This window comes from Croceibacterium atlanticum (genome assembly GCF_001008165.2).
GTDB lineage: Bacteria > Pseudomonadota > Alphaproteobacteria > Sphingomonadales > Sphingomonadaceae > Croceibacterium_C > Croceibacterium_C atlanticum.
Map to the genome: position 1 here is coordinate 1,453,994 of NZ_CP011452.2, position 14,233 is coordinate 1,468,226.

Here is a 14,233-nt window from a genome sequence, read left to right on the forward strand (position 1 = left end):
TGAACATGATGCACATTCGCAGCAAGACGACGGCAGCAGCCGCTCTCGCCATCTCGCTCGGCCTCGCGCTTTCTGCCTGCAACAGCGCGGGGGGGGACATGAACCGTTCCCTCTACAGCACCAAGCAGCCAGTGGTCGAACGCCACAATTACACGCTGGACGTGTCCGCCGGTTCCGGCGGCGTTCCGGTCCAGGAACAGCGCCGCCTTGCCGCATGGTTCGAAGCCATGGATCTCGGCTATGGCGACCGCGTCGCCATCGACGGATCGTTGAGCGACTCTGCCGCGCAGGAAGACATCGCCGCCCTTGCCGGGCGCCACGGCATCCTGCTGAGCGACGAAGCGCCGGTGACGGAAGGCTATGTCGATCCGGGCAAGATCCGCGTCGTCGTCTCGCGGTCCAGCGCCTATGTGCCGGGATGCCCGGACTGGTCGGAACAATATGCCAGCAATCTCGGCAACCGCACGACCTCCGGCTTTGGTTGCTCGATCAACAGCAACATGGCCGCGATGATGGCCGATCCGGAACATTTGCTGAAAGGTGCCGAAGCTACGGGCGACACTGTCGTCATGAGTTCGAGCAAGGCCATCCAGACTTATCGCGACAAGCAGCCGACGGGCGCCGGCAACCTGCCGGCCGTCTCCAGCCAGGCTTCAGGAGGAAACTGATCCATGAATGCGCCGTGGAAAGCTGGCCCGATGGGCAATCGCGATCCCTTCGCCGCCTATATCTGCGACGAGACATCGCTGGACGTGTTGCGCCCGGTGGTCATCGAAATGGGCTGGCAGCCGGAAAAGTGCAACAAGGGCGGGCTGCGTAACGCGGTCCAGTCCCTGTCGATTTCCGCAAGCCCTGCGATCCTGCTGGTCGACCTGTCGGAAAGCGGTGATCCGCTGAACGATATCAACGCCCTGGCCGAAGTCTGCGAGCCCGGTACGGTGGTGATTGCCATCGGCCAGGTGAACGATGTGCGCCTTTACCGCGACCTGCTGGCCAGCGGCATTCACGATTATCTTCTGAAGCCGCTTTCGGCCGGTCAGCTGCGCGATGCGCTGACCCAGGCACAGGCGGTCTTCACCGCGCCGCGTGCGGGTGAAGGGGAAGCAGCCAAGCCGCATGTAGCCACCGCAGTGGTCGGCACGCGCGGCGGCGTTGGCGCCTCCACCATTGCCACTTCGCTGGCCTGGCTGTTCGCGACCGAGCATAACAGCCCGACCGCCCTGCTGGACCTGGACATCCATTTCGGCACGGGGGCGCTCAGCCTCGACCTGGAGCCGGGGCGCGGCCTGACGGACGCGATCGAGAATCCGAGCCGTATCGACGGATTGTTCATCGAACGCGCCATGATCCGCGCGAACGAGAACCTTGCCATCCTGTCTGCCGAAGCGCCGATCAATTCGCCGCTGATGACGGATGGCGCCGCCTTCATGCAGTTGCAGGAGGAATTCCGCCAGGCGTTTGAAATGTCGGTCATCGACATGCCGCGCAACATGCTGATCAACTTCCCCGGCCTGCTGGCGGAAATCGGCGTGGTGGCACTGGTCACGGAAATGACGCTCGCCTCGGCGCGCGACACGATCCGGATCCTGTCCTGGCTCAAGCAGAATGCGCCGGGCGCACAGCCCCTTATCATCGCCAGCAAGGTTCAGGCCGGCACGGCGGAAATCAGCAAGGCCGATTTCGAAGCCTCAATCGAACGCAAGATCAACTATTCGATCCCCTTCGATCAGAAGGCCGCGGCCAATGCGGCAAAGCTGGGCAAGACCTTCGCCGATGCCAATCAGGGATCGAAGCCGGGCGCCGTGCTGCGCGAGATCGCTTCGGCCATCGCGGGCGTAAGCGGAGATGAGGATGCCGACCTGACCAAGGCCGGAGCCGGCAGTTCGCTGCTGGGCAAGTTCGATCTCAAATCGCTGCTGGGCAAGAAGGACAAGACGTCCGGCGGCAAGGAAACCGAACCCGCCGAATAAACGGATCGGGGCGCGCCGTGACGGCGCGCCTTGGTGGCGGTTTCGCAAACAGATGGACGAAGGACGGTTATGAGCATCATCCAGCTTCTGCTCGTTGGCGGCGGATTGATCGCGATGGTCGCCCTGCTCTATTTGGCCTTTTCCGGCCCATCGGCAGGCCGGGAGGCGCAGCGTCGGCTGCAATCGCTGCAATATCGCCATTCGGAAAGCACTTCGACCAAGGTTGAATCCCAGCTCAAGAAGGCAATCGCGGCGCGCAAGCCGAAATTGCACAAGAAAGCCGGTTCGACATCGCGCATCCAGGCGCTGGCGCTGCGGCTCGATCGGACCGGGCAACGCTGGACCGTCAGCCAGTATTTCTATGCGTCGATCGGCCTCGGCCTTGTCATCACCCTGATCATGTTCCTGAAAACCGGCGTGCTGCTGCTATCGCTTGGCATCGGCGTGCTTGCCGGCGCGGGAATCCCGCATCTGGTGGTCGGTTTCCTGATGAAGCGCCGTACCGAAGCCTTCAACGCGAAATTCCCCGATGCCATCGAACTGCTGGTGCGCGGCCTGCGTTCCGGCCTTCCCGTCACCGAAACGCTCAGCGTTGTGGCCACCGAGATTCCCGGCCCCGTGGGGATGGAATTCCGTCAGGTGGTGGAACGCATAAAGATCGGCCGGACGATGGAGGAATCGCTACAGGAAACCGCAGACAAGCTGGGCACGCCGGAATTCCAGTTCTTCGTCATCACGCTGGCGATCCAGCGGGAGACGGGCGGCAATCTGGCGGAAACCCTGTCCAACCTGGCCGACGTGCTGCGCAAACGCGCCCAGATGAAGCTGAAGATCAAGGCAATGAGTTCGGAATCCAAGGCCTCCGCCTATATCGTGGGTGCCCTGCCCTTCATCGTCTTCGGCATGATCTACTGGATCAACCCCAGCTATATTGGCGGCTTCTTCACTGATGATCGCCTGATCGTGACCGGCCTTGGCGGGCTGGTGTGGATGGGCATCGGCGCCTTCATCATGGCCAAGATGGTCAGCTTCGAAATCTGAGCGGGAGGATATTGCACACATGATCGCCGCCCCCGCCCCCGGACCGACCCTGCTCGGCTTCGATGTCGTCCTGATCGGCACCTTGCTGTCGGCCGTGGCCGCCTTCGCCGTCATCCTGGCGATCTACACCGCCGTGACGGTGAAAGACCCGATGGCCAAGCGCGTGAAATCGCTGAACGAACGGCGCGAAGAACTGAAGGCCGGCATCGTCAAACAGGCGAAAAAGCGCCAGAACCTGACCCGGCGAACCGAAAAGACCGACCGGATGAAGGAAACGCTGCAGGGCATGAAGGTCCTGCAGGAAAGCCAGGTAAAGGAGATCCAGCAGAAGCTGGCGCAGGCCGGCTATCGCAACAAGGAACTGGCGGTTTTCGTCATCTTCGCGCGCATGGTTCTGCCCATCGTGCTTGGCTTTATCGGAATTATCGCCTTCTACTGGACCGACACATTTCCCGAATGGGGCAGCTTCAAGCGGTTCATGGCCTTCGCCGCACTGGTGATCGTCGGCTACAAGGGCCCTGAAGTCTTTCTAAAGAACAAGGCGAACAAGCGCACCGATGCCATACGCAAGGGCTTGCCCGATGCGCTGGACCTGCTGGTCATCTGCGCCGAAGCCGGCCTGACGGTTGACGCGGCATTCAACCGCGTCGCCCGCGAACTGGGCCGCGCCTATCCCGAACTGGGCGATGAATTTGCACTGACCGCGATCGAGCTGTCATTCCTGACCGAGCGGCGCCAGGCTTTCGAGAACCTGGCCTATCGCGTCGATCTGGACGCCGTGCGCGGCGTGGTGACCACCATGATCCAGACCGAGCGTTACGGCACGCCCCTGGCATCCGCCCTGCGCGTGCTGTCGGCCGAATTCCGCAACGAACGCATGATGCGGGCCGAGGAAAAGGCCGCGCGCCTTCCGGCCATCATGACCGTGCCGCTGATCATGTTCATCCTGCCCGTGCTGTTCATCGTCATTCTGGGCCCGGCAGCCTGTTCGATCGCCGATGCCTTCTCCGACGGTGGACCGGCAAAGGGCGGCTGACCCGGCAGCCGGCAGCCCGTAACGCGAATCAGGCAGAGAGCGTCCCGCAGCCCGGCTGCGGGGCGCGGCCTATTTGATGCCGTAATTCCTGCTGTCGATCTCCTCGCCATCGAGATCGTCCAGCCCGGTGCGGACACGTTCCAGCATTTCCCGAAACTGCTTCATTTCTTCGCTGGTGAAGGAACCGAAGATGCGTTCTTCCATGGCCACGGCGAGCGGCATGATCTCGTCATGCATCTTCACGCCTTCTTCGGTAAGGTCCAGCAGGTGGGACCGGCCATCCTGCGCATTGGGCGTGCGGGCGGCGAGATCGCGGTCTTCCAGAACCTTGCAGGCGCGATTGACTGCCACCTTGTCCATCAGCGTCATCCGCGTGAGCTGGCGCTGGGTGAGCGGCCCGAAATCGCCAAGCACGGCCATGACTCGCCACTCCGGAATGCTGAGCCCGAAACGCGTGCGATATTCCACCGCGATGCGGCCGCTTACCGCATTCGACGTGTAGGAAAGGATATATGGCAGGAACTCTGCAAGAGGGGTTGTATCAATCATTGTGAAGCGAATTTGTTCCAGCTTGCCCCTTATTGCAAGCGGCGCAACGACAAACAGGCAAGACTAGCCGTTCGGCGCCTTCGGCAATATCCGTCCCGCAACGGCATCCAGCCGGGCAACAAGATGACGATCCCACGCGTTTCGGGGAGTGATAATTGCGTGATCGAGAGCGCGGTCGATCGGGCTTTCCGGACGTTCAGCCGGCAATGACGCGGCCAGCGCGGCCAGCGTCCGCCGCGCCTTCACCGCATTGGTGCGCATCACTTCCAGCACACCGCTGACATCCACCTCCGGCTCCCCCTCGCGCCAGCAATCATAATCGGTGACCATGCCGAGCAGGGCGTATGGCAGCTCCGCCTCCCGCGCCAGGCGAACCTCCGGCATCGCGGTCATGCCGATCACATCCGCGCCCCAGCCGCGATACATGACACTTTCCGCGCGAGTGGAGAATTGCGGCCCTTCGATCGCGACATAGCAGCCCGATCGGTGCAGGCGGGCATCCATCGCCCCCGCCGCATCCGCCAGCAGGCCGGACAGGCGTGGGCAGACCGGATCGCCAAGCCCCACATGGGCCACGAAGCCCGGCCCGAAAAAGCTCCGTTCCCGCCCGATGGTCCGATCGATGAACTGGTCCACCACCACGAAATCGCCGGGCGCCATGTCTTCGCGCAGGGAACCGACCGCGGAAACCGCCACCAGGTCCGTCACGCCGCAGCGTTTCAGCACGTCCACATTGGCGCGGTAATTGACGGCGGAAGGCGGCAGGCGGTGCCCCGCCCCATGCCGCGCCAGGAATGTGCAGCGCACACCGGACAGAAAGCCAGTAGTCACGGGGCCGGATGGCTCGCCAAAGGGGCTGCGCACGTCGATTTCCTGCGCATCCTCCAGCTCGCCCGGTTCATACAGGCCGGAGCCGCCGATAATTCCCAGGTGCCAGCCCGCCATATATCTGCCCCCCTTGTCCCGATCAGCGCGGCGGCATTCGGATGGCGCCATCCAGCCGGACGGTTTCGCCATTGAAATATCCGTTCTCGATCATGGTCATGACGAGATTGGCATATTCCTCCGGATGACCGAGCCGTTTCGGAAAGGGCACGGCCGCGGCAAGCGATTCCTGCGCTTTCTCCGGCAGGCCCGCCAGCAAGGGCGTCTTGAAAATGCCCGGCAGGATCGTGTTGATGCGGATGCCTTCATTCATGAAATCGCGGGCAATGGGCAGTGTCATGCCCACAACACCCCCCTTGGAAGCGGAATAGGCAACCTGGCCGATCTGGCCGTCCACCGCCGCGACGGAGGCGGTGCAGACCATCGCCCCGCGTTCGCCATCTTCCAGCCCTTCCAGCGTCATCATCCCCGCGGCCGACTTGGCCACGCACTGGAACGTGCCCATCAGATTGACCTTGATCGTCTTGTGAAACAGATCGACCGGCAGATGGCTGATCTCGCCCGTTTCCTTGTCCCGGCGAACGGTCTTGCCGATCGTGCCGATACCGGCACAGCAGACCAGCACGCGTTCCTGGCCATGCGCCTCGCGCGCCCTGGCGAAGGCGGCATCCACCGATGCCTCGTCCGAGACATCCACCTTGCACATGATGCCGCCGATCTCCGCCGCGACCTGCGCGCCGCGTTCTTCATTCAGATCGAACAGAGCCACTTTCGCCCCCTTGGCAGCAAGCGCCCGCGCGCTCGCCTCGCCCAGGCCGGAAGCGCCCCCGGTAACAATAGCCGCGACCGAAGCATCCACTTTCATCAGGCTTTTCCTTCCCTGCCATTCATCTTGTCCATGCCGCCTTCCCTAAACGGGCGGACCATGCCGTCAAGCAGAGCCGGCGGGCAGCGCGGGCCATGCCAGGCCACGCGCGCTGCACCGCACAAACGCCGCATTCGCGGCGCATCATTGTCGCCAAAATGTCATGTTGCCTTCGCGCCACAGTAACGTGGCTTAGTGCAGCATGAATGATCGTTATGATTGAAACGATACCAACCTTCCCCCAGTCACGGCCCATTCAGCTCTTCAAAGGACCGCCTATGGCGCTTCCCGGGCTGATTCACATGGGGCGAACAGACTTCATAAAGGGACTGCAATCGCAATGAATAGCAAGGATTTCCGCAAGCAATTGCTCGGAGCCGGCAGCGCACTGCGCGTGCTGGCCATGGTTGGCGCAGGTGTCGCCGCCACGGGCATCGCCGTAACCCCTGCCGTGGCGCAGGATTACACCTCCGGTTCCGTTACCGGCACGGTCACCGACGAATCGGGCGCGCCCGTCCAAGGTGCGACGGTTACGCTGACCTCCACCAGCCAAGGCTTCACTCGTACCGCGACCACAAGTGCGAACGGCGCGTTCCGGATCTCGGCGCTTCCGACTGGCGGCTACGACGTAACCGTCGAAGCAGCGGGCAAGGACACCTTCACCGCAACCGACGTGCGCGTGCTGGCATCGCAGACAGCTTCGCTGAACATTGGTCTGACAACCACGGGTAACGAGATCATCGTTACCGGTGCTACCATCGTGTCCGACTTCACCGGCACCACCACCGGCCTGAACGTCGATATCGAAGAACTGGTGAAGACCGTTCCGATCAGCCGCGATCTGACCTCTGTCGTCCTGCTCGCACCGGGCACCGGTCGTGGTGACAGCGCCTTCGGCAACCTCGCATCCATCGGCGGTGGTTCCGTTGCTGAAAATGCTTATTATATCAACGGCCTGAACACCACCAACTTCGACAACTACCTTGGTTCCGCGAACGTTCCGTTCGAGTTCTATCGTACGATCGAAGTTAAGGCTGGCGGTTATCCGGCAGAATTCGGCCGCGCTACCGGCGGTATCGTCAATGCCACGACCAAGTCCGGCTCGAACGAGTTCACTGCAGCTGCGCACCTGAACTGGTCGCCGAACTTCCTGCGTTCCGCGGGCAAGGACGAGCAGAACTGTTCTTACGATGCACCGGTTACCGTAGATAATCCGAACCCGGGTATTACGTGCCTCAACAGCACCAACCGTTCGGAAGACACCGACGAGCAGCTTTCGGTGGTTCTTGAAGCTGGCGGACCGATCATCAAGGATCGCCTGTTCGTCTATGGCTTGCTGGAAATGCGCAATCGCGAATGGCGTGAAGTCGATGCGCTGGCCGGCACCGCTTATGATCGCAGCTACGACAACCCCTTCTGGGGCGTGAAAGTCGATGCCTATCCGATCGACGGACATCACCTCGAGTTCACGATTTTCGACACGCAGAGCACTACGACTCGTCGTGACGTGGCCTATAGCGAAGCAAACGGCGTGCCGACCTATGGTCTTGCTGACTCGGTCAGCGAGTTCAACTTCGGCGGCACAAGCTACGTCGCAAAGTATACGGGCAATCTGACGAACTTCCTGACGGTCTCGGGCGCCTATGGCCGCATGCGCGATCGTTTTGACAATGTCGGCATTGCTGGCGCTGCCGGCCAGCCCTATTTCGTGAACTCTTCCGGGTCGGCTGTCGACGGTGTGGAGAGTGGCGCGTTTTTCAATGGGCAGCGCACGCTCTCGAACACTTTCCCTTATCGCACGGAACGTGAGTTCTTCCGCGGTGACGTGGATCTGTTCTTCAGCCTGTTTGGCGATCACCACATCCGTGGTGGGTTCGATGTGGAAAACAACACGCTGGAAAAGGCATCTGTCCGTACGGGTGGCGATTTCCTCGTGTCCAATGGCATTCTTACCAGCGACGCCTATAATCTGGGTGCTGGTGGTGCTGGCGCGGCTCTCATTATTCGCCCCGGCAACGTCGTGGAAGTGAACTACTTCAACAGCGGCGGTTCCTTCGATGCCCAGAACAAGTCGTTCTACATCCAGGACGAATGGGACGTCACCGACCGCTTGCAGCTTAGCCTTGGCCTGCGTCGGGATGACTTCTCCGTGGACCGGCCGGACGGCGCAAATATCGTGACCATGGACGAGAACTACGCTCCCCGTCTTGGCGCGAGCTACACGCTGTTCGACGATTACTCGGGCCGCATCTATGGCTCCTTCGGTGATTATTATCTGCCGTTCGCCAGCAACACGGCTTTCCGTACAACGGGTGCGGAATATTATGTTCGTGAACGTTACGAATATGAAGGTCTTGATGCCAACGGTCTGCCGATCCTTGGTACGCAGATCACCAGTGCGGAAGACGCCAACTACTCGACGACTTGTCCGTTCCAGCTGACCCCGATTTCCAGTGGGCAGTTCTGTAACGTGACCGGCGACGGTTCCGTTGCATCTGCGGATACCCTGATCTCGAAGAATCTCTCGGCCACGAAGGTTCGTGAATGGCTGGTCGGTTACGAGCAGACTTTCCGCAATGTGCCGCTGTTCGACGAACTGAAACTGGGCATCAGCTATACCAACCGTCGCCTGAAGGCTAATGCCGAAGACGTGGCGATCGACGCTGCAGTGAACGCTTATTGCGACACCAATGGCCTTGATTGCACCACCGATGGCGGTTCGCCGATCTGGACTGGTTTCCACCAGTACGTGATCCTGAATCCGGGTAAGGATGCCGTGGTTCAGCTGGATGGTCTTGCCAGCCGTCCGGGCACGACTGACGAAGTCACGCTGACCGCCGAAGAGCTCGGTTATAGTGCAGCAAGCCGTAAGCTCGACCAGGTCGAGTTCACTTTCGAACGTCCCTTCGACGGCAGCTGGACCCTTGCGGGCAGCTACACCTGGCAGAAGCTTCGCGGCAATTCGGAAGGCTTCGTTCAGTCCGACTTCGGTCAGGACGACTCCGGTCTGACGCAGGACTTCGACCAGCCGGGCTTCCTCGACGGCGCCTATGGCCCTGTGCCGCAGGCTCGTCGCCACCGCATCAAGCTGTGGGGATCCTACCAGGTCTTCGAAGGCTTCATGGTCGGCTCCAACCTGACGGTCGAATCTCCGCGTAAGCTGAGCTGCTTCGGCCATCACCCGACGGATCCCTATGCAAACGCATATGGTGCAGCTTCGCGTTACTGTGTGCCGAGCAACGGTGCAGAGACGGAGCTCGTCGCGCGCGGCAGAGGCCTTGAAAGCGACTGGATCTATAATGTCGACCTGAAGTTCTCTTACCAGACGGAAATCCCGACTGGTCAGACGGTTCGCTTCCGCGCCGATATCTTCAACCTGCTCAACGATCAGGGTATCCAGGAACGCAACGAAGTCGGCGAACTCGATGCCACTGCGGCAGGTGCCGATTGGTATCCGGTCAACCCGAACTATGGCGTCGTTACTGGCTATCAGACCCCCCGTTCGGTACGTCTGGGCGTGGACATCGAATTCTGATCCTCACGATCACTATTCAAAACAAGAGAGGCGGGCTTCGGCCCGCCTCTTTTTTTGCCTTCTCGAAAGGCCTGGCTGACAGCAGCCGGGCGCAGAAAGTCAGTTGGAATACGCCTCGTAAAATGGGCTCATATAGGCCTGATACGCCTCAGCCGCGCCAATCCGGGAGGTTGAAATAGGCTCCCTCACCTGGCCAACGCTGGCTGTACGCACTGAGCGTTTATGCAGATGGGGGCTGTGCATCTGCGGCTCCTCTTCCAGCCCGACGAATGCGGCGATCCGCCCAACCCAATTCTCGGTTTCTGAAACCAGTTCCTCGTACGGAACAGTAAGAATGCGATCCGGGAACTGTTCGATCCAGTGGCGATACAACCGGTCTTCCTGCCTGAAGTAATGCCCGATATCGCCGAACGACCAGCTCCATGGAATTTCTGACGAGAAATAGGTTCGAAAACAGGAAAGAGCCGTATCCGCCGGCCTCCGGCGTAACCAGACTACGCGCGCATCCGGCAATGAATGCAATAGCAGACCCATCAACCGTGAATGCAGCAACGTCTTGTCGACAATTCGTCCATCGGGGCCGAAACGCATTTCAAGCATTCGCTCATATGTACGAGCAACTTGCCCCCACGGATCAGCATGATCCCCAATACGGTTCTGATATGCCAGGGCGGGTGCCAGCCCTATCCCTGCTGTTGACGTCACGGCCGCACGGAACAAATTGATCTCACCCCCATCCGCAACCGCAGAATGGGTGGTCAGGATTTGTTCGACGAGCGTTGTGCCGGACCTTGGCAATCCATTTACGAAAATCGCCCGCGAGTGCCTGACACCGGATGGCGCCAAGAGCGAGAGGCCGGCGGCGCTATATTCGTCGATAAGCGTACCGGTCAGCCCTTCTACCTCTGCAGGGTCATAGGGCCGCGCAGATTTCCGCAAGGCAGCGCCTTCTCGGTAATTCTCATAGGCCTGGTCAAAGTCGCCGCAATCGTCATACGCCTTACCCAAGGCGTAGAAGAAAGCTGCGCGCGACTCCTCCGGCATGCGTCCCATCTCCGATCGCAACCGTTGCATTTCGGAAAGGTCCGGATCCCCGGGAGAGAAACGCTTGATCATCGCAAGCGCAAACCAGCTTTGCGGAGCAATGCCCTGTGCAATTGCCTCGCGCAGATGTTCCTCGGCTTTTCCGAAATCACCTTCCTGGCTTGCTACAGTTCCAAGGAAGTGTTGTACGGCAGCGTTAGATCTGACCGTCTCAGGCAGCGCAGCAACATCGGTTTGCGCGATTGCGCCGCGTCCATATTCCACAAGCTGCCCCCAATAGAACAGCTTGCGCTCAAGAGTTTGCGGTTCGGTCGCCGCAAATCGCCCTGCCGCTGACAGCGCAATGTCTATTTCGCCTATATTCGAAGCGAGGCGAGCAACGCTTCGATAGAAATCACCTGATGCAGGCCCTTCCTGCAACAAACGTTGCAATCGGGAAAGCGCTTCCTCGCGCCGCCCTTTCGTCAGCGCCTCGATCGTCTGAAGTATAAGTTCCTTGGGAGATTTCGCTGTCATTCACGAGGACTTAAGGGCGAAATCTCCCGAAGGGAACAGATCAACTCACCGTAATCTTCAGTTCCCCATCGCCTTCGTCCACATTTACCGTGCTGCCGTCCGGCACATCGCCGGCCAGGAGTTTTTCGGCCAGCGGATCCTGCAGGTAACGCTGCACGGCACGTTTCAGGGGGCGGGCGCCATAGACGGGGTCGTAGCCGACACGGCCGAGCCAGCGGCGGGCGGCGTCCGTCAGTTCCAGAGTGATCTTGCGATCCTTCAGCAGCTTCTGCACGCGGGCCACCTGGATCTCGACGATCGGTTCCATATGTTCCGGCATCAGGCGGTGGAACAGGATGATCTCGTCCAGCCGGTTGAGGAATTCGGGGCGGAAATGGCCGCGCACCACATCCATCACCTGCGGTTCGACATCCTCGACCTTCTGCCCTTCCTCCAGACTGGAAAGGAACTGGCTGCCCAGGTTGGAAGTCAGGATGATCAGCGTGTTCGAGAAATCGACCACCCGGCCCTGCCCATCGGTCAACCGGCCATCGTCCAGCACTTGCAGCAGCACGTTGAAAACGTCCGCATGAGCTTTCTCGACCTCGTCGAACAGCACGACCTGATAGGGCCGGCGCCGCACCGCTTCGGTCAGCACGCCGCCTTCTTCATAGCCGACATAGCCCGGAGGCGCGCCGATCAGGCGGGCGACGGCGTGCTTTTCCATGAACTCGCTCATGTCGATGCGCACCATCGCGCTGTCATCGTCGAACAGGAATGAGGCCAGCGCCTTGGTCAGTTCCGTCTTGCCGACGCCGGTCGGGCCGAGGAACAGGAAGCTGCCAAGCGGGCGGTTCGGATCCTGCAATCCGGCACGCGCACGGCGCACCGCCTTGGACACGGCGGTGACGGCCTGTTCCTGCCCGATCACCCTCTTGCCGAGAACTTCTTCCATGCGGAGCAGCTTCTCGCGCTCGCCCTCCAGCATCTTTTCCATCGGCACGCCGGTCCAGCGGCTGACGACGGAGGCGATGTCGTCCTCGGTCACTTCCTCGCGCAGCAAGGCGGTGCCGGTCTGCTCTTCCGCGGCGGCCAGCGCCTTTTCCAGCTCCGGAATCCGGCCATAGGAAAGCTCCCCCGCCTTGGCGAGATCGCCGCTGCGCTGGGCCTGTTCCAGCTCGATCCGGGCAGCGTCCAGCTGCTCCTTGATCTTCGCCTCGGCATTGATCTTGTCCCGCTCGTTCTGCCAGCGCGTGGTCAGTTCCGAACTTTTCTGTTCGAGATTGGCCAGTTCCTCGCGCAGGGCGGTCAGCCGGTCCTTGCTGGCCTGGTCGCTTTCCTTGGCCAGCGCCGATTCCTCGATCTTGAGCTGGATGATCCGGCGGTCGAGCGCTTCGATCTCTTCCGGCTTGCTTTCCACTTCCATGCGGATGCGGCTGGCCGCTTCGTCCATCAGGTCGATGGCCTTGTCGGGCAGGAAACGGTCGGAGATGTAGCGGTTGGAAAGCTGCGCCGCTGCCACGATCGCGCCATCGGTGATGCGCACGCCGTGATGCAGTTCGTATTTTTCCTTCAGCCCGCGAAGGATGCTGATCGTATCCTCCACGGTCGGTTCATCCACGAAAACGGGCTGGAAACGGCGCTGCAGGGCCGCGTCCTTTTCGACATATTTCTGATATTCATCCAGCGTGGTCGCGCCGATGCAATGCAGCTCGCCGCGCGCAAGGGCGGGCTTCAGCAGATTGCCGGCATCCATGCGGCCTTCGCTGGCACCCGCGCCGATCAGCGTGTGCATCTCGTCGATGAACAGGATGATATGGCCTTCAGCGCCCTTCACCTCGTCCAGCACGGCCTTCAGCCGTTCCTCGAATTCACCGCGATATTTCGCACCGGCGATCAGGGCACCCATGTCGAGCGCCATCAGCTGGCGATCCTTCAGGCTGTCGGGCACGTCGCCATTGGCGATGCGCAGGGCCAACCCTTCGGCAATGGCGGTCTTGCCGGTGCCGGGTTCGCCGATCAGGACGGGATTGTTCTTGGTCCGGCGGGCAAGGATCTGCACCGTGCGGCGGATTTCCTCGTCCCGGCCGATCACCGGGTCCAGCTTGCCTTCCCGCGCGGCCTCGGTCAGGTCGCGGGCATATTTCTTCATCGCGTCATAGGCGGCTTCGGCATTGGAACTGTCCGCCGTGCGCCCGCCGCGCAGATCGTTGATCGCCTTGTTCAGCCCCTCTGCCGTGACCTTGGCCGCTTCCAGCGCCTTGCCGGCATTGGTCGTCTTCGCCAGGGCGAGCGCCAGCAGCATCCGTTCCACGGTGACATAGGAATCGCCGGCCTTTTCCGCGACCTGTTCGGCCTGGTCCAGCACCCGCACGGCATCATTATCCAACCCCGGCGTCTGCTGCGCACCGCTACCCGAAACGGAGGGGATCTTTGCCAGATTGGCGTCAACGGCATCCAGCGCGGCCTTGGCATCGCCCCCGGCCCGCTTGATCAGCCCGGTCGCCATGCCTTCCTCGTCCTCCAGCAAGGCCTTCAGCAAATGATCGGGAGAGATCCGCTGGTGGCTCATGCGGATTGCGACGGTCTGCGCCGATTGCAGGAAGCCCTTGGCGCGGTCGGTGAACTTCTCGAGATTCATGAAATGCCCTCAAAACTGTTTGCCCCACCCAGATAGTGTTGCATATACGCAACACAAGTTCGGGCTAGCGAAATTTTGTTAAGTGCGCCCCAGCCCCGCTGTCATCCCGGAAATATACCGGGGTGCCCCATTGCGAATGCGGGGGATGCAACCGAACATTGTTTCAATATGG

At 61.0% G+C, this 14,233-nt stretch carries 10 protein-coding genes; 5 read left to right on the forward strand and 5 right to left on the reverse strand.

What is annotated here, in order from left to right; all coding sequences use genetic code 11:
• Positions 1–5 precede the first annotated feature (5 nt).
• The 4 genes from WYH_RS06915 to WYH_RS06930 all read left to right on the forward strand — a co-directional run bounded on the left by WYH_RS06915 (position 6) and on the right by WYH_RS06930 (position 4,047).
• Positions 6–668, forward strand: a complete 663-nt coding sequence (locus WYH_RS06915; protein ID WP_046904899.1) for a CpaD family pilus assembly protein — start codon at positions 6–8, stop codon at positions 666–668.
• A gap of 3 nt (positions 669–671) precedes the next feature.
• Positions 672–1,970: a pilus assembly protein CpaE gene (locus WYH_RS06920; RefSeq protein ID WP_046903262.1), complete on the forward strand. Its 1,299-nt coding sequence runs from the start codon at positions 672–674 to the stop codon at positions 1,968–1,970.
• 69 nt (positions 1,971–2,039) lie between these two features.
• The gene (locus WYH_RS06925; protein ID WP_046903263.1) at positions 2,040–3,011 is read left to right on the forward strand and encodes a type II secretion system F family protein; all 972 of its coding nucleotides are present in this window, start codon (positions 2,040–2,042) and stop codon (positions 3,009–3,011) included.
• Positions 3,012–3,030: 19 nt separating this feature from the next.
• Positions 3,031–4,047: a type II secretion system F family protein gene (locus WYH_RS06930; protein WP_046903264.1), complete on the forward strand. Its 1,017-nt coding sequence runs from the start codon at positions 3,031–3,033 to the stop codon at positions 4,045–4,047.
• 69 nt (positions 4,048–4,116) lie between these two features.
• Here the strand turns inward: WYH_RS06930 and WYH_RS06935 are convergent, their stop codons facing one another.
• From WYH_RS06935 to WYH_RS06945, 3 genes are all read right to left on the reverse strand, one after another.
• The gene (locus WYH_RS06935; RefSeq protein WP_046903265.1) at positions 4,117–4,596 is read right to left on the reverse strand and encodes a MarR family winged helix-turn-helix transcriptional regulator; all 480 of its coding nucleotides are present in this window, start codon (positions 4,594–4,596) and stop codon (positions 4,117–4,119) included.
• 63 nt (positions 4,597–4,659) lie between these two features.
• The gene (gene mtnP / locus WYH_RS06940) at positions 4,660–5,541 is read right to left on the reverse strand and encodes an S-methyl-5'-thioadenosine phosphorylase (protein WP_046904900.1); all 882 of its coding nucleotides are present in this window, start codon (positions 5,539–5,541) and stop codon (positions 4,660–4,662) included.
• Positions 5,542–5,563: 22 nt separating this feature from the next.
• Complete coding sequence (locus WYH_RS06945) at positions 5,564–6,346, reverse strand: SDR family NAD(P)-dependent oxidoreductase (RefSeq protein ID WP_046903266.1); 783 nt, start codon at positions 6,344–6,346, stop codon at positions 5,564–5,566.
• Positions 6,347–6,686: 340 nt separating this feature from the next.
• Between WYH_RS06945 and WYH_RS06950 the strand changes: the two genes are divergently transcribed.
• Positions 6,687–9,881 carry a TonB-dependent receptor gene (locus WYH_RS06950; protein ID WP_053833438.1) on the forward strand — a complete coding sequence of 1,065 codons (3,195 nt, stop codon included), beginning with the start codon at positions 6,687–6,689 and terminating at the stop codon, positions 9,879–9,881.
• Positions 9,882–9,980: 99 nt separating this feature from the next.
• Here WYH_RS06950 and WYH_RS06955 read toward each other — a convergent pair whose 3' ends face one another.
• Both WYH_RS06955 and clpB read right to left on the reverse strand, forming a co-directional pair.
• Complete coding sequence (locus WYH_RS06955) at positions 9,981–11,441, reverse strand: tetratricopeptide repeat-containing sulfotransferase family protein (RefSeq protein ID WP_046903267.1); 1,461 nt, start codon at positions 11,439–11,441, stop codon at positions 9,981–9,983.
• A 40-nt stretch (positions 11,442–11,481) separates the two neighbouring features.
• Complete coding sequence (clpB, locus tag WYH_RS06960) at positions 11,482–14,061, reverse strand: ATP-dependent chaperone ClpB (protein WP_046903268.1); 2,580 nt, start codon at positions 14,059–14,061, stop codon at positions 11,482–11,484.
• Positions 14,062–14,233 lie beyond the last annotated feature (172 nt).

Coding starts and splice junctions, on each gene's coding strand:
- WYH_RS06915 (WP_046904899.1), top strand. CDS start 6: ATGATGCACATTCGCAGCAAGACGACGGCAGCAGCCGCTCTCGCCATC.
- WYH_RS06920 (WP_046903262.1), top strand. CDS start 672: ATGAATGCGCCGTGGAAAGCTGGCCCGATGGGCAATCGCGATCCCTTC.
- WYH_RS06925 (WP_046903263.1), top strand. CDS start 2,040: ATGAGCATCATCCAGCTTCTGCTCGTTGGCGGCGGATTGATCGCGATG.
- WYH_RS06930 (WP_046903264.1), top strand. CDS start 3,031: ATGATCGCCGCCCCCGCCCCCGGACCGACCCTGCTCGGCTTCGATGTC.
- WYH_RS06935 (WP_046903265.1), bottom strand. CDS start 4,596: ATGATTGATACAACCCCTCTTGCAGAGTTCCTGCCATATATCCTTTCC.
- mtnP (WP_046904900.1), bottom strand. CDS start 5,541: ATGGCGGGCTGGCACCTGGGAATTATCGGCGGCTCCGGCCTGTATGAA.
- WYH_RS06945 (WP_046903266.1), bottom strand. CDS start 6,346: ATGAAAGTGGATGCTTCGGTCGCGGCTATTGTTACCGGGGGCGCTTCC.
- WYH_RS06950 (WP_053833438.1), top strand. CDS start 6,687: ATGAATAGCAAGGATTTCCGCAAGCAATTGCTCGGAGCCGGCAGCGCA.
- WYH_RS06955 (WP_046903267.1), bottom strand. CDS start 11,441: ATGACAGCGAAATCTCCCAAGGAACTTATACTTCAGACGATCGAGGCG.
- clpB (WP_046903268.1), bottom strand. CDS start 14,061: ATGAATCTCGAGAAGTTCACCGACCGCGCCAAGGGCTTCCTGCAATCG.